Raw genomic sequence first — 16,129 nt, 5'->3', positions numbered from 1 at the left:
CATGAGCGAAGATCGATCGAGCAACGGGCAGAAGTCCTGGCTGGGTAAACTCACCCAGGCTTTTGCCCATGAGCCGAAAAACCGCCAGGAGCTCCTTGAGCTGCTGCGCGAAGCCCATCAGAACAAATTGCTGGACAGCGAAGCGCTGACCATCGTCGAAGGGGCCATCCAGGTGGCCGACCTGCAGGTCCGCGACATCATGGTGCCGCGTTCGCAGATGATCAGCATCAAGGCCAGCCAGTCGCCACGCGAGTTCCTGCCGGCGGTGATCGACGCCGCGCACTCGCGCTACCCGGTGATCGGCGAAAGCCATGACGATGTGCTGGGGATCCTGCTCGCCAAGGACCTGCTGCCGCTGATCCTCAAGGAAAACGGCGACAGCTTCAATATCAAGGACCTGCTGCGCCCGGCCACCTTCGTGCCCGAGTCCAAGCGCCTGAACGTGCTGCTGCGCGAATTCCGCGCCAACCATAACCACATGGCCATCGTCATCGACGAGTACGGCGGCGTGGCCGGCCTGGTCACCATCGAAGACGTGCTGGAACAGATCGTCGGCGACATCGAGGACGAGCATGACGTCGAGGAGGACAGCTACATCAAGCCGCTGCCAAGTGGTGATTTCCTGATCAAGGCACTGACCCCGATCGAGAATTTCAACGAGTTCTTCGACAGCGAATTCTCCGATGACGAGTTCGACACAGTGGGCGGCCTGGTGATGAGCGCCTTCGGCCACCTGCCCAAGCGCAACGAAACCACCGAGATCGGGCCCTACAAGTTCCGTATTCTCAACGCCGACAGCCGGCGGATACACTTGCTGCGCCTGACACCGATCACCCGTTAAGGACGAACATGCGTTGGATCACCCGCCCCGGCTGGCCCGGTAACCTGCTGGCCCTGGCGGCCGGCGCTTCGACTCTCCTGGCCCTGGCGCCATTCGACATCTGGCCGTTGGCCTTGCTGTCCATCGCCGTGCTCTACCTTGGCCTGCGCGAGCTCACCCCGCGCCAGGCCATGTGGCGTGGCTGGTGGTTCGGTTTCGGCCTGTATGGCGCTGGTACCTGGTGGATCTACGTCAGCATGAACACCTATGGCGGCGCCTCGCCGTTGCTGGCGATCGTGCTGCTGCTGGCGTTCTTCGCCGCCCTGGCCTGGTTCTTCGCCCTGCCCACCTGGCTGTGGGCACGCTGGTTGCGGCGCAACGAAGCGCCGCTGGCCGACGCCCTGTGCTTCGCCGCCCTGTGGTTGCTGCAAGAGGCCTTCCGCGGCTGGTTCCTGACCGGTTTCCCCTGGCTCTACGCTGGCTACAGCCAGCTGGACGGCCCGCTCGCCGGCCTGGCCCCGCTGGGCGGCGTCTGGCTGATCTCGTTCACCCTGGCCCTGAGTGCCGCCCTGCTGTGCAACCTGCACCGCCTGCGCGCACGTCCCGCCTTCCTGGCCGTGGCCTGCCTGCTGTTGCTCGCGCCATGGGTACTGGGCCTGGTCCTCAAGGGCCATGCCTGGACCAAGCCGGCAGGCGACCCGTTGAAGGTCGCGGCCATCCAGGGCAACGTCGAGCAGGAGCTGAAATGGGACCCCGCGCACATCGACGCGCAGCTGGCGCTGTACCGTGACCTGAGCTTCAGCTCCCGGCCGGTGGACCTGCTGGTGTGGCCGGAAACCGCCGTACCGGTGCTCAAGGACCAGGCCCAGGGCTATATCGACGTGATGGGGCGCTTCGCCGCCGGGCGAAATTCGGCGCTGATCACGGGTGTACCGGTGCGCGAAGTGGTGCACCACCAACGCCGCTACTACAACGGCATCACTGTCACCGGTGAGGGCGACGGCACCTACCTCAAGCAGAAGCTGGTGCCGTTTGGCGAATACGTGCCGCTGCAGGACATGCTGCGAGGCCTGATCGAGTTCTTCAACCTGCCCATGTCGGACTTTGCCCGCGGGCCGGAAGACCAGCCGCTGTTGCAGGCAAAGGGCTATCAGATTGCGCCTTACATCTGCTATGAGGTGGTCTATCCCGAGTTCGCCGCCAGCCTGGCTGCCCGCAGCGACCTGCTGCTGACCATCAGCAACGACACCTGGTTCGGCACCTCGATCGGCCCGTTGCAACACCTGCAGATGGCCCAGATGCGTGCCCTGGAGGCCGGGCGCTGGATGATCCGCGCCACCAACAACGGCGTGACCGCGCTGATCGACCCGTTTGGCCGCATTACCACGCAGGTTCCGCAGTTCCAGCAGGCGGTGCTGTATGGCGAGGTGGTGCCGATGCAGCAACTGACGCCGTACCTGCAATGGCGCTCGTGGCCGCTGGCGATCGTCTGTGCGTTGCTGCTGGGTTGGGCCTTGCTGGCGGGGCGCATTGCTAGGACTGTTTGAGCTCTCCTGTACCAGCCTCTTCGCAGGTAAACCCGCTCCCACAGGTTCTCCACCGCTGTCGAAGCCTGCGAGAATCCTGTGGGCGCGGGTTTACCCGCGAAGAGGCCGGTACACGCAGTACAAGGCTCAGTAGAACAGCCGATATCCCACCAACCCCACCACCTCGTTGAGCAACTGCCCGCTCTGCCACAGCGCCCGGCTTTCCGGCAGCAAGCCGGCAAACGGCCGCGCATGATCACGCCCGAGGAAGCCGACCGGCGCCGGCACCACCTGGAACCCCGCCTGCTCGAAACTCCAGCGCGAGCGCTGCATGTGCCACGCCTGGGTCACCACGACCACCCGGCGAATCCCCAACGGCTGCAGCACCTTGGCCGACAGCTGGGCATTCTCCCAGGTCGTACGGCTGCCCTCCTCCCGCCATTTCACCTCGACGCCGAAATCTTCCTGCAGGTAGTCCGCCATCAACTGCGCCTCGCTCGGTGGCGAGCCATAGTGCAAGCCGCCACTGGTCAGCACCGGCAGGCCCGAGGCCTTGGCCAGCCGTGCGGCAAAGCGCATGCGTTCCAAGGCGATGGCCGTGGGCTGGTCACTACCGCCCCAGGCCGGGTCGCCGCGTTCACGCCCAGCTCCCAGCACCACGATGGCATCTGCCCGGCTTGCCAGCCCCGCCCAGTCATTCGATGCCAGCGGTGGCTCCGTTTCCAGCACACGCGCCGTTTGCTGCATGACCAGCGGCAAGCTCATCGACCATAGGCCGGCCAGGCCCACCACAAAGCACAACGCAGCCAGCCGCGGCCGGCGCGCGCGCAGCCACCACGCCGCCAACAGCAGCAGGAACAGGATGCCCGGCGGCATCAACCATTGTTTGATGAAGAATCGAACAGCCATCGGCCACACCTCCTGGTCAGGCGTGCAGCCTAGAAGGATCGACGCCGGTCAACAAGGCTGCCGCCGGCGCCGATCATGATATGTGCAAGGTTGAAAGAACCGGCGCCCTATAGCCTGCGCCTGGCGTCCTGAACGGCTAGCGATGCGGCAGCGTCCTGGATCTCGCCGAACTGGCGGGGCGTTTCTTGTCCTTGAGCCAGATGATCTTGGCCGATGTCGGCTCCGCTTGTGGGTAACTGCCGACACAGGCGTTGTGGCGCTCCGGGAGGGAATCCAGGTAGGCCTTGATCAGTTCGAACTCCGCATGGCTCAGGCCACGCAACTCCAGTTCGGCTGGCATTTCGTCGCGCAATCGCACCGAGGTCCTGGCCACTTCCAGTGCCAGGCCAAGCCGGTCGATCAGGCGTTCGTATAGCTCCGGTTTGATTGCGGGTAGCTGCGTCTCTCCCATCCGTTCACCTCATTGAAGATAAGAATATCTCCCCCCACACCTGAGCTTAGCGTTGTTGCGAAAAGCAGCCGTGTGCCGCGACCAGCGGGCATAAGCAACGAAGGTTTCCCACGATGCGCGGCGCTGCTGTATGCTACGGCGTTCACTCTAAATGAAGCCGGAGTGCCGGACGCAGCGAGGTTCCGCTGCCTGGAACAAGGTCTCTTTCCTCTCAGCAAAAAGTAGCCATGCACGAACAATACACGCCCCGTGATATCGAAGCCGCCGCCCAGAAGTTCTGGGACGAGCAACAATCGTTCGCTGTTACCGAACAGCCAGGCAAGGACACCTACTACTGCCTGTCGATGTTCCCGTACCCGAGCGGCAAGCTACACATGGGCCACGTGCGCAACTACACCATCGGTGACGTGATTGCCCGCTACCAGCGCATGCTGGGCAAGAACGTGCTGCAGCCGATGGGCTGGGACGCTTTCGGCATGCCCGCGGAAAACGCGGCGATGAAGAACAACGTTGCTCCGGCCAAGTGGACGTACGAAAACATCGACTACATGAAGACCCAGCTCAAGAGCCTGGGCCTGGCCATCGACTGGGCACGTGAAGTCACCACCTGCAAGCCGGACTACTACCGCTGGGAGCAGTGGTTGTTCACCCGCCTGTTCGAGAAAGGCATCATCTACCGCAAGAACGGCACCGTGAACTGGGACCCGGCGGACCAGACCGTACTGGCCAACGAGCAGGTCATCGATGGTCGTGGCTGGCGTTCGGGCGCGCTGATCGAGAAGCGCGAGATCCCGATGTACTACTTCCGCATCACCGACTACGCCGACGAGCTGCTGGAGAGCCTCGACGAGCTGCCGGGCTGGCCTGAACAGGTCAAGACCATGCAGCGCAACTGGATCGGCAAGTCGCGCGGCATGGAAGTGCAGTTCCCCTACGACCAGGCGAGCATTGGCCACGCAGGTACGCTCAAGGTCTTCACCACCCGCCCCGACACGCTGATGGGCGCTACCTACGTCGCGGTCGCCGCCGAGCACCCGCTGGCCACCCAGGCCGCCCAGGGCAACCCGGCGCTGCAGGCGTTCATTGACGAATGCAAGAGCGGCAGCGTTGCCGAAGCCGACATGGCCACCCAGGAGAAGAAGGGCATGGCCACTTCCCTGCTGGTCGAGCACCCGCTCACCGGCGAGAAGCTGCCGGTGTGGGTCGCCAACTACGTGCTGATGCACTACGGTGACGGCGCTGTAATGGCCGTGCCGGCCCACGACGAGCGTGACTTCGAGTTCGCTCACAAGTACAACCTGCCGGTCAAGGCGGTGGTGCGCACCAGCGCGGGCGACGAAGTCGGCAGCGAATGGCTGGCCGCCTATGGCGAACATGGCCAACTGATCAATTCCGGCGAGTTCGATGGCCTGGATTTCGCCGGCGCCTTCGACGCCATCGAAGCGGCCCTGATCCGCAAGGAGCTGGGCAAGTCGCGTACCCAGTTCCGCCTGCGCGACTGGGGTATCAGCCGCCAGCGCTACTGGGGCTGCCCGATCCCGATCATCCACTGCCCGTCCTGCGGCGACGTACCGGTGCCGGAAGACCAGCTGCCGGTCACCCTGCCGGAGAACGTGGTGCCGGATGGCGCCGGTTCGCCGCTGGCGCGCATGCCGGAATTCTACGAATGCAGCTGCCCGAAATGTGGCGCCGCAGCCAAGCGCGAAACCGACACCATGGACACCTTCGTCGAATCGTCCTGGTACTTCGCCCGCTACGCCTCGCCGAACTACGAAGGTGGCATGGTCGACCCGAAAGCGGCCAACCACTGGTTGCCGGTCGACCAGTACATCGGTGGTATCGAGCACGCGATCCTGCACTTGTTGTACGCGCGCTTCTTCCACAAGCTGATGCGTGACGAAGGCCTGGTCACCTCGAACGAGCCGTTCAAGAACCTGCTGACCCAGGGCATGGTCGTCGCAGAAACCTACTACCGTGTGGCCAGCAACGGCGGCAAGGACTGGTTCAACCCGGCGGATGTCGAGGTCGAGCGCGATGCCAAGGCCAAGATCATCGGTGCGCGCCTGAAAACCGACGGCCTGCCGGTGGAAATCGGCGGCACCGAGAAGATGTCGAAGTCGAAGAACAACGGCGTCGACCCGCAATCGATGATCGACCAGTACGGCGCCGACACCTGCCGCCTGTTCATGATGTTCGCCTCGCCACCCGACATGAGCCTGGAATGGTCCGACTCCGGCGTCGAGGGGGCAAGCCGCTTCCTGCGTCGCGTCTGGCGTCTGGCCCAGGCTCACGTCGCCCAGGGCCTGCCGGGCAAGCTGGACGTCGCCGCCCTGGACGATGCGCAAAAGGTCATCCGTCGCGCCATCCACGCCGCCATCAAGCAGGCCAGCACCGATATCGGCCAGTACCACAAGTTCAACACCGCCATCGCCCAGGTGATGACCGTGATGAACGTACTGGAAAAGGCCCCGCAGGCCACCGAGCAGGACCGCGCCCTGCTGCACGAAGGCCTTGAAGCCGTCACCTTGCTGCTGGCCCCGATCACCCCGCACATCTCCCACGAGCTGTGGCAACAGCTGGGTCACCAGCAGGCGGTCATCGACGCTAGCTGGCCAGCCGTCGACGAAGCGGCCTTGGTTCAGGACACCGTCACCCTGGTGGTGCAGGTAAACGGCAAGCTGCGTGGCCAGGTGGAAATGCCGGCCGCCGCCAGCCGTGAAGAAATCGAAGCGGCCGCGCGCAGCAATGAGAACGTCCTGCGCTTCATCGATGGCCTGACCATCCGCAAGGTCATCGTGGTACCGGGCAAGCTGGTCAACATCGTCGCCAACTGATGGCAACGCCCGCCCGCAGCCATTGCGGGCGGGCGGAACAGGCCCACAAGGGAGCAACAACATGATCAAACGCAATTTGCTGGTAATTGGCCTGGCGGCCATGCTCAGCGCCTGCGGTTTCCAGCTGCGCGGCACCGGCTCCACCGAGCTGAGCGTGAAGGAAATGGACGTCAGCGCACGCAACGCCTACGGCCCGACCGTGGTCCAGCTGCGTGAAACGCTGGAACGCAACGGCGTCAACGTGCACGCCGGCGCACCGTACCGCCTGGTGCTGACCAACGAGCAGGAGCGCGAGCGCTCGGCGACCTACAACAGCGGCAACCGTACCGCCGAGTACGAGCTGACCACCGTGCTGAACTACAGCATCCAGGGCCTGAACAACCTGGAGCTGACGAGCGACAAGCTGGAAGTGCGCAAGATCTACCTGCGTGACGGCTCGAACATCACCGGTTCGGAGCAGGAAGCCAACCGCGCCCGTGAAGAAATGCGCCGCGATCTGGTCAATGCAATGGTGGCTCGCCTGCAGCTGCTGACCCCGTCGCAGCTGGACGAACTGCAGCGTCAAGCCGATGAGCGTGCCAAGGCCGAAGCCGCCGCACTGGAAGCTGCCCGCCGCCAGCAGGCCGAAACGCCTCAGCAGTCGCCACTGGAAGTACCGGGCAACTAAGCCCGAACGGGGTACCTTTGGGTACCCCGCCTGCTCGCCATGAAGCTCGCCCCCGCCCAACTCAACAAGCACCTGCAAGGCGCGCTGGCACCGGTCTACGTGGTCAGTGGCGACGACCCGCTGCTGTGCCAGGAAGCCGCCGACGCCATCCGTAACGCCGCACGCCAGCAGGGCTTCGACGAACGCCAGGTGTTCAGTGCCGACGCCAACTTCGACTGGGGCACCCTGCTCCAGGCCGGCGCCAGCCTGTCGCTGTTCGCCCAGCGGCGCCTGCTGGAACTGCGGCTACCCTCTGGCAAGCCCGGTGACAAGGGTGCCGCTGCACTGATGGAGTACTGCGCCAACCCCGCCGACGACACCCTGCTGCTGGTCAGCCTGCCCAAGCTCGATGGCAGCGCGCAGAAGACCAAGTGGGGCAAGGCGCTGATAGAAGGCCCTCATTGCCAGTTCATCCAGATCTGGCCGGTGGATGTGCAGCAGCTGCCGCAGTGGATCAACCAGCGCCTGCAACAGGCCGGCCTGTCGGCACAGCGTGACGCTGTCGAGCTGATAGCTGCGCGCGTCGAAGGCAACCTGCTGGCGGCCGCGCAGGAAATCGAGAAGCTCAAGCTGCTGGCCGAAGGCAACCAGATTACCGTGGAGACCGTGCAGGCCGCTGTCGCTGACAGCGCCCGTTTCGATGTCTTCGGCCTGGTCGATGCCATTCTCAATGGCGAAGCTGCGCATGCGCTGCGCATGCTCGAAGGCTTACGTGGTGAAGGCGTGGAGCCCCCGGTGATTCTCTGGGCGCTGGCCCGTGAACTGCGTCAACTGGCCGGGCTGGCGCAGCAGTTCAGCCAGGGCGTGCCGCTGGACAAGGCCTTCAGCCAGGCCCGTCCGCCGATCTGGGACAAACGCCGCCCCCTGGTCAGCAAAGCCCTGCAGCGCCTGTCGGCACAGCGCTGGGCGCAGTTGCTGCAGGATGCCCAGCGTATCGATGCGCAGATCAAGGGGCAGGCCGAGGGCTCGCCGTGGACCGGCCTGGCGCGGCTGTCGCTGTTGATGGCTGGACAGCGGCTGGCGCTTCCCCCCGAGTAATCGGGCCGCTTCGCGCCCCCGCATCTCGATCATAAACACAATCTATTGGCCCCTGGCTGCCCAGGGCCCTACAGTGCGCCGCAAAACCCACCCAACCGGGGAACCCGCCATGAGCAAACCGTTGAAAAAGCACGGTCCCAACAAGGCCAAGTCCATCGTCGCCCAGCCCCTGTTCCGCTGCCGCCAGGAACGACCGGACAAGGGCAAAGGCAGCTACCGCCGCGAAGCCTTCCAATCGAGAGATTGGGAGGCTTCTTACTTTAAGGAAGTTGCTTGATCTAGCGCAGTCTCAGCAATGCTTGTCACTGCTGATGGCCTGGCGGCGGCTGGCGCTGCCCGCAGAATGAGAGCAACGCCGCCCTGCGCGGCTCAATAAGCTTGATCTTCCCGGCGATAGCTGAACGTCGCACCAGTCGCGCCGGTTTCAATGCGCACAATGGGTTTAACCAGGCTGGCGGAATTGCGGAACAGGTCCTGTTGAATGCCCTTGGCCTCGTTCAGCGCAGCGGCGCCACCGCTCGCCGTATAAAACAAAGCGTCAATCGGCAAGCGATTAGGAATATTCTGCTCCCATGCGTACAACATGATTTCGTTATAGCCATAGTTCGGCTTCATCTCTTCACCGATCAAATTGGCGCGGCCTTCAATTGCAAGCATGAAACTAGCCGGCTGGATCGCCAGGCTGCACTGGTGGCTTAAACGCAGCCCTGTGGGAGTCTCAGGTACGCTACGGAAGTGATTGCCAAGCGCATCTAGATTGTTGATACCCATGGATGCACAAGGGCCACTGTCGTTAGGATAGTAAGATGTAGCGCCACATCCCTGAGTCGTGCGATGCCAGGTGTTGGCATCTGCCATATAGATGCAAAGTGGCCTGAGGACTTCCAACCCTGCATCGGCGGCGTAATCCAGGCTACTGAAAAGAAGCCCTTGTTGGCGCGGCAGCCACATTGTCGTGATGTCCGCCCTCATGTAGGAGAATGATACGGCATCCGTAGGGTTGGTATTGGGGTTCGGGTTCCAGGCATGGAACGTCGGGCTGTAGTTTGTTCCACGAACCAATACACCACTGCAATAGACAGGTGCCTGGCCATTATTGCACTGCCTAGCGGTATCGTTGAAACGGGCATTCAGCCGTTCTGCCACTTGCCAGCCATCTTCCTGGTCCTGGGGAAGCTGACTGAAACGCTCATGGGCCTGGGCAGCGAAGTCCAGACGCACAATCGGTAGAGACAAACCGGTCTTCACACGGTAAGCGTGCCGCAGGGCTTGTGCATTGACAAGGCTCCCAGCAACAGCAGTGTTGTAAAAAAATGCCTCGATTGGTAGCTGCTCGGGTTTATTCACATCCCAGGTCGGAACCAGAACCTCGTTTAGCAAGGTACTTGCCTGGTTCGACAATGTCCGACGCACGGCCAGGCTGGTCATGAATTGGTTGTAGTCCTGGGTGCTGAGGGAGCACTGATTAACAGGGTTTGAACCGAAGCGGGCAAAGTTCGCCAGCCATTTCTCCGGCGTCACCGCGGGGTCTACCAAGGTAGCACAGGTGCTCTGATCGGCTTGCGTCGCCTCCGAGTTAGCAAACCCACAGCCGTTCAGTGGCCGGCCGGCGTTCTGCGTGCCGGCAATGAAAGGGTAGATACAGCGCATTCCGGGCCAGACCTTGCCTTCTTGCCGAGCAGTCGTGGCATCCATGAAAATGAAACCACTAGGGTCCGAAAGATTCGTATTGGCGTCAACGCGCAGGAACGAGAATGTGACAGAGCCCAACGCTTGCGCTGCGGTGCTGTGCTTCCAGAAATCAAAAGACGGCCTGTAGATAGACCGTCTGATCAGCACCCCCGAACACTCGTACGCGGGTGCGTCGTCACTGCAACGCTGCGCGGTATTGTTGAAACGCGCATTAAGCCGGGCAGCAACGTCAGTAGCCTGGGAGTGAATGCCGAACGGCTGGTAAGATGTGGGGCCTGTTTCGCTGGGGGTAGTCCCGACACAGCCACTCATGAACATGACAACACATAAGCTGACAGAAAGCTTGATTGAGTTCATTTTCACTCCCTCATGGAGATCGGCGTAACTATGCAAAGCGTCAATCAATTGGACGCAGCGCGAATGAGGCCATCAGTTGGCCTCGTTGAAACTGGAGAATGCAGCCAGATAATTGCGCCATAACAAATGCAAGTCGATGATCGCTCCGCCCTATACTGCCTTCGCCACGAACAGCCGAAAGAAGGCAAAGGCAGCTACCACCGGGAACCCCTCCAATCGGCAGATTGGGAGGCTTCTTGCTCTAAAGCAGTCGCCTGACCTAATTTGGGAGCTAGGGTACGTAGGTGAATGAAGTAGTCTGATCAAGTGTCTGCGGCATCGTCACCTTGATAATCGGCACAGTGATACCTGTCTGGCCACGATAGCGAACCTAGTAGTTCCTGGCTTCTTCCAGGCCAGTCGCACCAGACGACGCGATATAAATAAATGCTTCGATGGGCAACTGGGCGGGAATATTCTGGGCCCACGTAGCAATCTTGGTATCGTTTGGAATATCGAAAGCAGCCGGTGCTGCCAGCCGTCCACCTCGTAATCCGGCATCAAAGCGCGGCCCCGCCAAGGACTCCTGATCAACCCTTACATTGAATCCGCAAGCCGACTCCGGACGCTGCGTTCCACCTGCAGGGTATTTTGTATAGTGACGCAGCCACTGCTCGTCGGTTGTAATAGCAGGACGCTGCAACTCGCAACTTACACTTTCAACGGGAAAGTTCGGATGGGGCCCGCAGCCACCGTTCGGACGAGCACTTGAATGCGAATCAACAGGAAAGAAGCAGAGCACTTGATACTTAAGCTTTTCGGGCGGCAATGCAACCTCGCCCGCTGGATTTAGAATGGGAGAAAATATAAAGCCACTCGCATAATTTTTAGGTGGTCTCTTCACCTTGTAGTCGGACCGCACAAAGGTGAAAGATACCCCGCCATTCCTCACCGAATTAGGACTGGGGTTCCATGGATCAAAGCTATCCGAACGTTCAGTACCCCGTAGAAGAATACCCGAGCAAAGAAATGCGGGCTTGGAGTCGGCGCCACAGTTCTCGCGCGTGTCGATATAACGCGCATGCAATGCCGCAGCCACTGCTTCGCCATGAAGATTATTCTCCGACATTGATTCTTCTAGCTGTACGGCGTATGAATAATTTGCCGTTGCTACCAGCCCCAGAACCCCAAGCACCAGAGCATGTCTCTTGTCCATCTTCGCACCTCGCAATATCAGATAGCTGCCACGCCAGAATCATAATAATTGCGAGCAAGATGCCAACTGGCAGTTCTAACAGTTGACAAGTTATCACTGCAAATTTCATTCATCATTTTCCAACAGATCTCACGGTTACGGGAGCAAGCATGGTATGGTTTCACCTGACCTGTAAGCCTTGGACCAGTGCATGCTTTTCTGCCAAACCCACCGCTGGCACCCTCGCCAGCTGATCGCGGCCTCCAGCTTCATCCTGCTCGTCGCCTGCGCGGAAAAACCCACCGCCGCCGATGCCCTGCCGCTGGCCCCCGCCCAGCCCGCCCCGGTGGTAACCCTGCCCGGCACCACGCCCGACGTCAGCACTGAAATCCAGCCTCTGCAAACCTTCGCACAATGGCAAGCCGGCTTCCGCCCGCAAGCCCTGCAAGCCGGTATCGCGCCGGATACCTTCGACCGTGCGTTCCTTGGCATTACCCCTGACATGGACGTGATCAAGGCCGACCGCAGTCAGCCGGAGTTCACCCGCCCGGTGTGGGAATATCTCGAAGGCGCCCTGTCACCGCTGCGCGTACGCAACGGCAAGAAGCTGCTGGAACAGCATGCAGACCTGCTTACGCTCATCGAACAGCGCTATGGCGTCGACCGCCAGGTGCTGGTCGCCGTATGGGGAATGGAAAGCAACTTCGGCCAGTTCCAGGGCAACAAGTCGGTCATCCGCTCGCTGGCTACCCTGGCCTATGAAGGGCGTCGCCCGCAATTTGCCCAGGACCAGCTGATCGCTGCGCTGCAGATCATCCAGCATGGCGATATCCAGCCTGAAGCCATGCGTGGCTCGTGGGCCGGCGCCATGGGCCAGACCCAGTTCATCCCGACCACCTATAACACCCATGCCGTGGACTTCGACGGCGACGGCCGCCGTGACATCTGGAACAGCACCGCGGATGCCCTGGCCTCCACCGCGCACTACCTGCAGAGCTCGGGCTGGAAACGTGGCCAGCCTTGGGGCTTCGAAGTGCAGGTGCCGCCAGGCTTCGATTACTGGCAAGCCGACGGCTCGCTGCGCAAGCCGGTGAGCGACTGGCTGGCGCTGGGCGTGAAACTGCCTGCGGGCACCCAGCTGCCGGTGGGCAGCAACCAGCTGTCTGCCGCCCTGCTGCTGCCGGCGGGCGCGCGTGGGCCGGCGTTCCTGGTGCTGGACAACTTCCGCGCCATTCTCAAGTACAACAACTCGTCGTCCTATGCGCTGGCGGTAAGCCTGCTGGGGGATCGCTTCACTGGCTGGGGTTTCATCGCCGGCAGCTGGCCGAAGGAAGACCTGCCACTTAGCCGCAGCGAGCGCATGGAGTTGCAGAACCTGCTGAACAGCAAGGGGCATGAAGCGGGGAACCCTGACGGTATCATTGGCGCCAATACCCGCAAGGCGATCCGTAATGCCCAGCAGGGACTGGGGTGGCCAGCGGATGGATATCCGACCCACAAGCTGCTTGAGAGCCTGCGTCAGCAGTGAGAGTCCTGGGGCCGCCGTGCGGCCCCGGCAATCTCAAGCCCTGAACAGATCCTGCTCCAACACCAATGTTTGTTCAACACTATCCAGCCGCACCCTGGCCCCCAGCGGCAAGCACACATTCGGATCACAATGGCCACTGCGCCACCCGGCCAGCACCGGCACACCCTGCGGCCCGAAGATATCCTGCAGCAACGGCGTCAGTGCCGCCGTGGTAATACCGGCAAAATCCCCCACCAGCACGCCCCTGATCCCTTCCAGCTTGCCCGCCAGGCGCAGCTGGGTCAGCAGACGGTCCACCCGGTACAACGGTTCGTTGACGTCCTCAATGAACAAGATACAGCCCTGTGTCTCCAGTTCGGCAATCGTCCCCAGGGTCGCTCCCAGCATCGACAGGTTGCCACCTAGCAGCGGCCCGCTGGCCACGCCCGGCAGCACGCTGGTCAAAGCGAAGTTCGCCGGGTGTGCGATCGGCGCGCCGCTGCGCAGCTGCCCGCCCAGTTGCGCCAGCAGCGAAGCCTCGGTCGGCTGCAGCTTGGCCCCTAGCAGGTCGGCATTGAGCATTGCGCCATGGAAGGTGAGCAGCCCGGTGCTGCGGTAAATGGCCGTGTGCAATGCGGTGATGTCACTGTATCCGATCAACGGCTTGGGGTTGTGCCGGATCAGCTCGAAATCGAGCTGGTCGAGCAGGCGCATGCTGCCGTACCCACCCCGCATGCACAGGATGGCGTCGATAGTCGGGTCGGCAAAGGCGTCATGCAGGTCCTGCAGCCGCTGCCGGTCCGCCCCCGCCAGGTAGCCCTGGGCCTGGAGGGTGCCTGGGTAGATCCGGCACCGGTAGCCACGGTCGGCAAACCAGCGGGTGGCCTTCTGGGTATCCAGCCGAGCCGGGCCAGCAGGCGCGACGATGGCAAAACAGGCATTGTCTGGCAGCGCCATCGGCAAACAGGGTTCGTTACGCTCAAGGCAATTCACATGCAACTCCTTGCGGGTCGAGGGAGCGTCATTCTGCGCGCCGGGGCCTAACCCTGCGATCGGGAAGCTCCATCAACAAAAATGCCGATGCCGCCTTTCGGCGCGCATCGGCATGTGTGGCCCACACTTTGATCAGAGCTTGATCTTGGCTTCGTGAGCCTGCTGGTCGGCGTGGTACGAAGAACGCACCAGCGGCCCGGAAGCGACGTTCTTGAAGCCCATCTTGTAACCTTCCTCGGCGAACCAGGCGAAGGTGTCCGGATGGACGAAACGCTGCACCGGCAGGTGACTGCGCGATGGTTGCAGGTACTGGCCGAGGGTGAGCATGTCAATGTCATGTTCACGCATGCGGTGCATCACTTCGATTACCTCGTCGTCGGTCTCGCCCAGACCCAGCATCAGGCCCGACTTGGTCGGAACGTGCGGTACCAATTGCTTGAACTTCTGCAGCAGGTCCAGCGACCAGTCGTAGTCCGAACCCGGACGCGCGGCCTTGTACAGGCGCGGTACGGTCTCGAGGTTGTGGTTGAACACATCCGGCGGCTCTTGCGCGGTGATTTCCAGGGCAACGTCCATGCGGCCACGGTAGTCCGGCACCAGGGTTTCCAGCTGTACGCCCGGCGAAAGCGCGCGGATTTCGCGGATGCAGTCAGCGAAGTGCTGGGCCCCACCGTCGCGCAGGTCGTCGCGGTCCACCGAAGTGATCACCACATACTTAAGGCGCAGGTCGGCGATGGCGATGGCCAGGTTCTTCGGCTCATCCTGGTCCAGCGGCTTCGGCCGGCCATGACCGACGTCGCAGAACGGGCAGCGGCGGGTGCAGATGTCACCCATGATCATGAAGGTCGCGGTACCGCCGGAGAAGCACTCGCCCAGGTTCGGGCAGGACGCCTCTTCGCATACGCTATGCAGCTTGTGCTTGCGCAGCAGTTGCTTGATGCGGTCCACCTCGGGCGAGACCGGGATGCGCACGCGGATCCAGTCGGGCTTCTTCGGCAGCTCGTCGGTGGGGATGATCTTCACCGGGATGCGCGCCACCTTCTCGGCACCACGCAACTTGACCCCGGCTTCCACCTTTTTCGGCGCTGGGCGCGCGGTGGCATCCTGGGTAGGTAACAGGTTCGGCACGGCTTCTTGCACAGTTGTCATATTCAGTCGATTCCGCCCGTGAGGGTCGTCTGCTCAGCGTAGTCGAGGTGCTTGACCAGCTGTCCGCGCAGCCTTGTCCTGACCTCGTCGAGTTCGATCGGACCTGCCAGGTCGCGCAGCTGGGTCATCGCCAGCCCCGCATAGCCGCAGGGGTTGATTCGGCGGAATGGCGCAAGGTCCATGTCCACGTTCAGGGCAAGGCCGTGGAACGAACGGCCATTGCGGATTCGCAGGCCGAGGGAGGCGATTTTCGCTCCGTCGACATAGACGCCCGGGGCATCGGGCTTGGCCGCAGCCTGGACATCATAACTGGCGAGCAGGTCGATGAGGGTCTGCTCGATACGGCTGACCAGCTCACGCACGCCAAACCCCAGCCGACGCACATCCAGCAGCAGGTAGGCCACCAGCTGCCCAGGGCCATGGTAGGTCACCTGGCCACCGCGGTCGGTCTGTACCACCGGGATGTCGCCCGGCACCAACAGGTGCTCGGCCTTGCCGGCCTGGCCCTGGGTGAAGACTGCGGGGTGCTCGACCAGCCAGATTTCATCCTGGCTGTCCGGGCTGCGCTGCTCGGTGAAGCGCCGCATGGCCTCCAGCACCGGTTCATACGGCTGCAGGCCAAGCTCGCGGAAACCGAGGCAGGTAGGCATCAGAGCACCATTTTCACGATGCCGGTAGCGCGCAGGGCGCTGTTGATATCGTGCAGCTGGTTCTCGCTTTCGGCAACGATGTGCAATTGCACGGTGGTGTACTTGCCTTCCTTGCTCTGGCGCTCGGCAAGCGTGGCAAGGTCGACCTTGGCGTGCTTGCTGAGGATCTCGATCACGGTGTCACGGAAACCGACCACGGTATCGCCGATGACCTTGATCGGGTAATCGTCGCAGGGGAATTCGATCTTGTGCGACTTGACGTCTGGTTCGCTCATGGCGGAAACGGCCTCGTAAGCCGTGGCAACAACAACGCCCCCGCAGGA

Annotated in this window: 15 protein-coding genes; 7 read left to right on the top strand and 8 right to left on the bottom strand. The window is 62.2% G+C overall.

Annotated features, from left to right (window positions below; all coding sequences use genetic code 11):
- Window position 1 precedes the first annotated feature (1 nt).
- Together ACVWZT_RS12025 and lnt are read left to right on the top strand one after the other, a co-directional pair.
- Window positions 2–841, top strand: coding sequence for an HlyC/CorC family transporter (locus ACVWZT_RS12025; RefSeq protein ID WP_186686596.1), 840 nt, complete (start codon window positions 2–4; stop codon window positions 839–841).
- Between the two features lie 8 nt (window positions 842–849).
- Window positions 850–2,367, top strand: a complete 1,518-nt coding sequence (lnt, locus tag ACVWZT_RS12020) for an apolipoprotein N-acyltransferase (RefSeq protein WP_296231261.1) — start codon at window positions 850–852, stop codon at window positions 2,365–2,367.
- Between the two features lie 126 nt (window positions 2,368–2,493).
- On the opposite strand, the gene ACVWZT_RS12015 is transcribed toward lnt, so the two are convergent.
- A complete protein-coding gene (locus ACVWZT_RS12015) occupies window positions 2,494–3,255 on the bottom strand; it encodes a YdcF family protein (protein WP_457469477.1) in 762 nt (253 codons plus the stop codon).
- Between the two features lie 136 nt (window positions 3,256–3,391).
- A complete protein-coding gene (locus ACVWZT_RS12010; RefSeq protein ID WP_170032865.1) occupies window positions 3,392–3,706 on the bottom strand; it encodes a hypothetical protein in 315 nt (104 codons plus the stop codon).
- A 227-nt stretch (window positions 3,707–3,933) separates the two neighbouring features.
- Here ACVWZT_RS12010 and leuS point away from each other — a divergent pair, with 227 nt between their 5' ends.
- From leuS to arfA, 4 genes are all read left to right on the top strand, one after another.
- The gene (leuS, locus tag ACVWZT_RS12005) at window positions 3,934–6,540 is read left to right on the top strand and encodes a leucine--tRNA ligase (RefSeq protein WP_457469475.1); all 2,607 of its coding nucleotides are present in this window, start codon (window positions 3,934–3,936) and stop codon (window positions 6,538–6,540) included.
- 61 nt (window positions 6,541–6,601) lie between these two features.
- Window positions 6,602–7,207 carry an LPS-assembly lipoprotein LptE gene (locus ACVWZT_RS12000; protein ID WP_296232149.1) on the top strand — a complete coding sequence of 202 codons (606 nt, stop codon included), beginning with the start codon at window positions 6,602–6,604 and terminating at the stop codon, window positions 7,205–7,207.
- Window positions 7,208–7,246: 39 nt separating this feature from the next.
- Window positions 7,247–8,284, top strand: a complete 1,038-nt coding sequence (holA, locus tag ACVWZT_RS11995; RefSeq protein WP_296232150.1) for a DNA polymerase III subunit delta — start codon at window positions 7,247–7,249, stop codon at window positions 8,282–8,284.
- A gap of 109 nt (window positions 8,285–8,393) precedes the next feature.
- Window positions 8,394–8,561, top strand: coding sequence for an alternative ribosome rescue factor ArfA (gene arfA, locus ACVWZT_RS11990; protein ID WP_457469473.1), 168 nt, complete (start codon window positions 8,394–8,396; stop codon window positions 8,559–8,561).
- Between the two features lie 92 nt (window positions 8,562–8,653).
- Here arfA and ACVWZT_RS11985 read toward each other — a convergent pair whose 3' ends face one another.
- The gene (locus ACVWZT_RS11985; RefSeq protein WP_457469471.1) at window positions 8,654–10,333 is read right to left on the bottom strand and encodes a hypothetical protein; all 1,680 of its coding nucleotides are present in this window, start codon (window positions 10,331–10,333) and stop codon (window positions 8,654–8,656) included.
- A gap of 370 nt (window positions 10,334–10,703) precedes the next feature.
- Window positions 10,704–11,528, bottom strand: coding sequence for a halovibrin HvnA (locus ACVWZT_RS11980; RefSeq protein WP_457469470.1), 825 nt, complete (start codon window positions 11,526–11,528; stop codon window positions 10,704–10,706).
- A 190-nt stretch (window positions 11,529–11,718) separates the two neighbouring features.
- Here ACVWZT_RS11980 and ACVWZT_RS11975 point away from each other — a divergent pair, with 190 nt between their 5' ends.
- On the top strand, window positions 11,719–13,035 hold the full coding sequence (locus tag ACVWZT_RS11975) for a lytic murein transglycosylase (protein WP_457469469.1): 1,317 nt from the start codon (window positions 11,719–11,721) through the stop codon (window positions 13,033–13,035).
- 33 nt (window positions 13,036–13,068) lie between these two features.
- Here ACVWZT_RS11975 and ACVWZT_RS11970 read toward each other — a convergent pair whose 3' ends face one another.
- The 4 genes from ACVWZT_RS11970 to ACVWZT_RS11955 form a co-directional block, all read right to left on the bottom strand.
- Window positions 13,069–13,971, bottom strand: a complete 903-nt coding sequence (locus tag ACVWZT_RS11970) for a S66 peptidase family protein (RefSeq protein WP_414707185.1) — start codon at window positions 13,969–13,971, stop codon at window positions 13,069–13,071.
- A gap of 168 nt (window positions 13,972–14,139) precedes the next feature.
- A complete protein-coding gene (gene lipA / locus ACVWZT_RS11965) occupies window positions 14,140–15,156 on the bottom strand; it encodes a lipoyl synthase (RefSeq protein WP_457469468.1) in 1,017 nt (338 codons plus the stop codon).
- Window positions 15,157–15,158: 2 nt separating this feature from the next.
- Window positions 15,159–15,806, bottom strand: a complete 648-nt coding sequence (gene lipB / locus ACVWZT_RS11960) for a lipoyl(octanoyl) transferase LipB (RefSeq protein WP_457469467.1) — start codon at window positions 15,804–15,806, stop codon at window positions 15,159–15,161.
- Window positions 15,806–16,081 carry a DUF493 domain-containing protein gene (locus ACVWZT_RS11955; RefSeq protein ID WP_186686585.1) on the bottom strand — a complete coding sequence of 92 codons (276 nt, stop codon included), beginning with the start codon at window positions 16,079–16,081 and terminating at the stop codon, window positions 15,806–15,808. The genes lipB and ACVWZT_RS11955 overlap by 1 nt, the downstream gene beginning before the upstream one ends.
- Window positions 16,082–16,129 lie beyond the last annotated feature (48 nt).

This window comes from Pseudomonas sp. TE21394 (assembly GCF_054057835.1).
The sequence above is the reverse complement of the archived record's forward strand: the minus strand, read 5'-3'. Positions and strand labels throughout refer to the sequence as shown.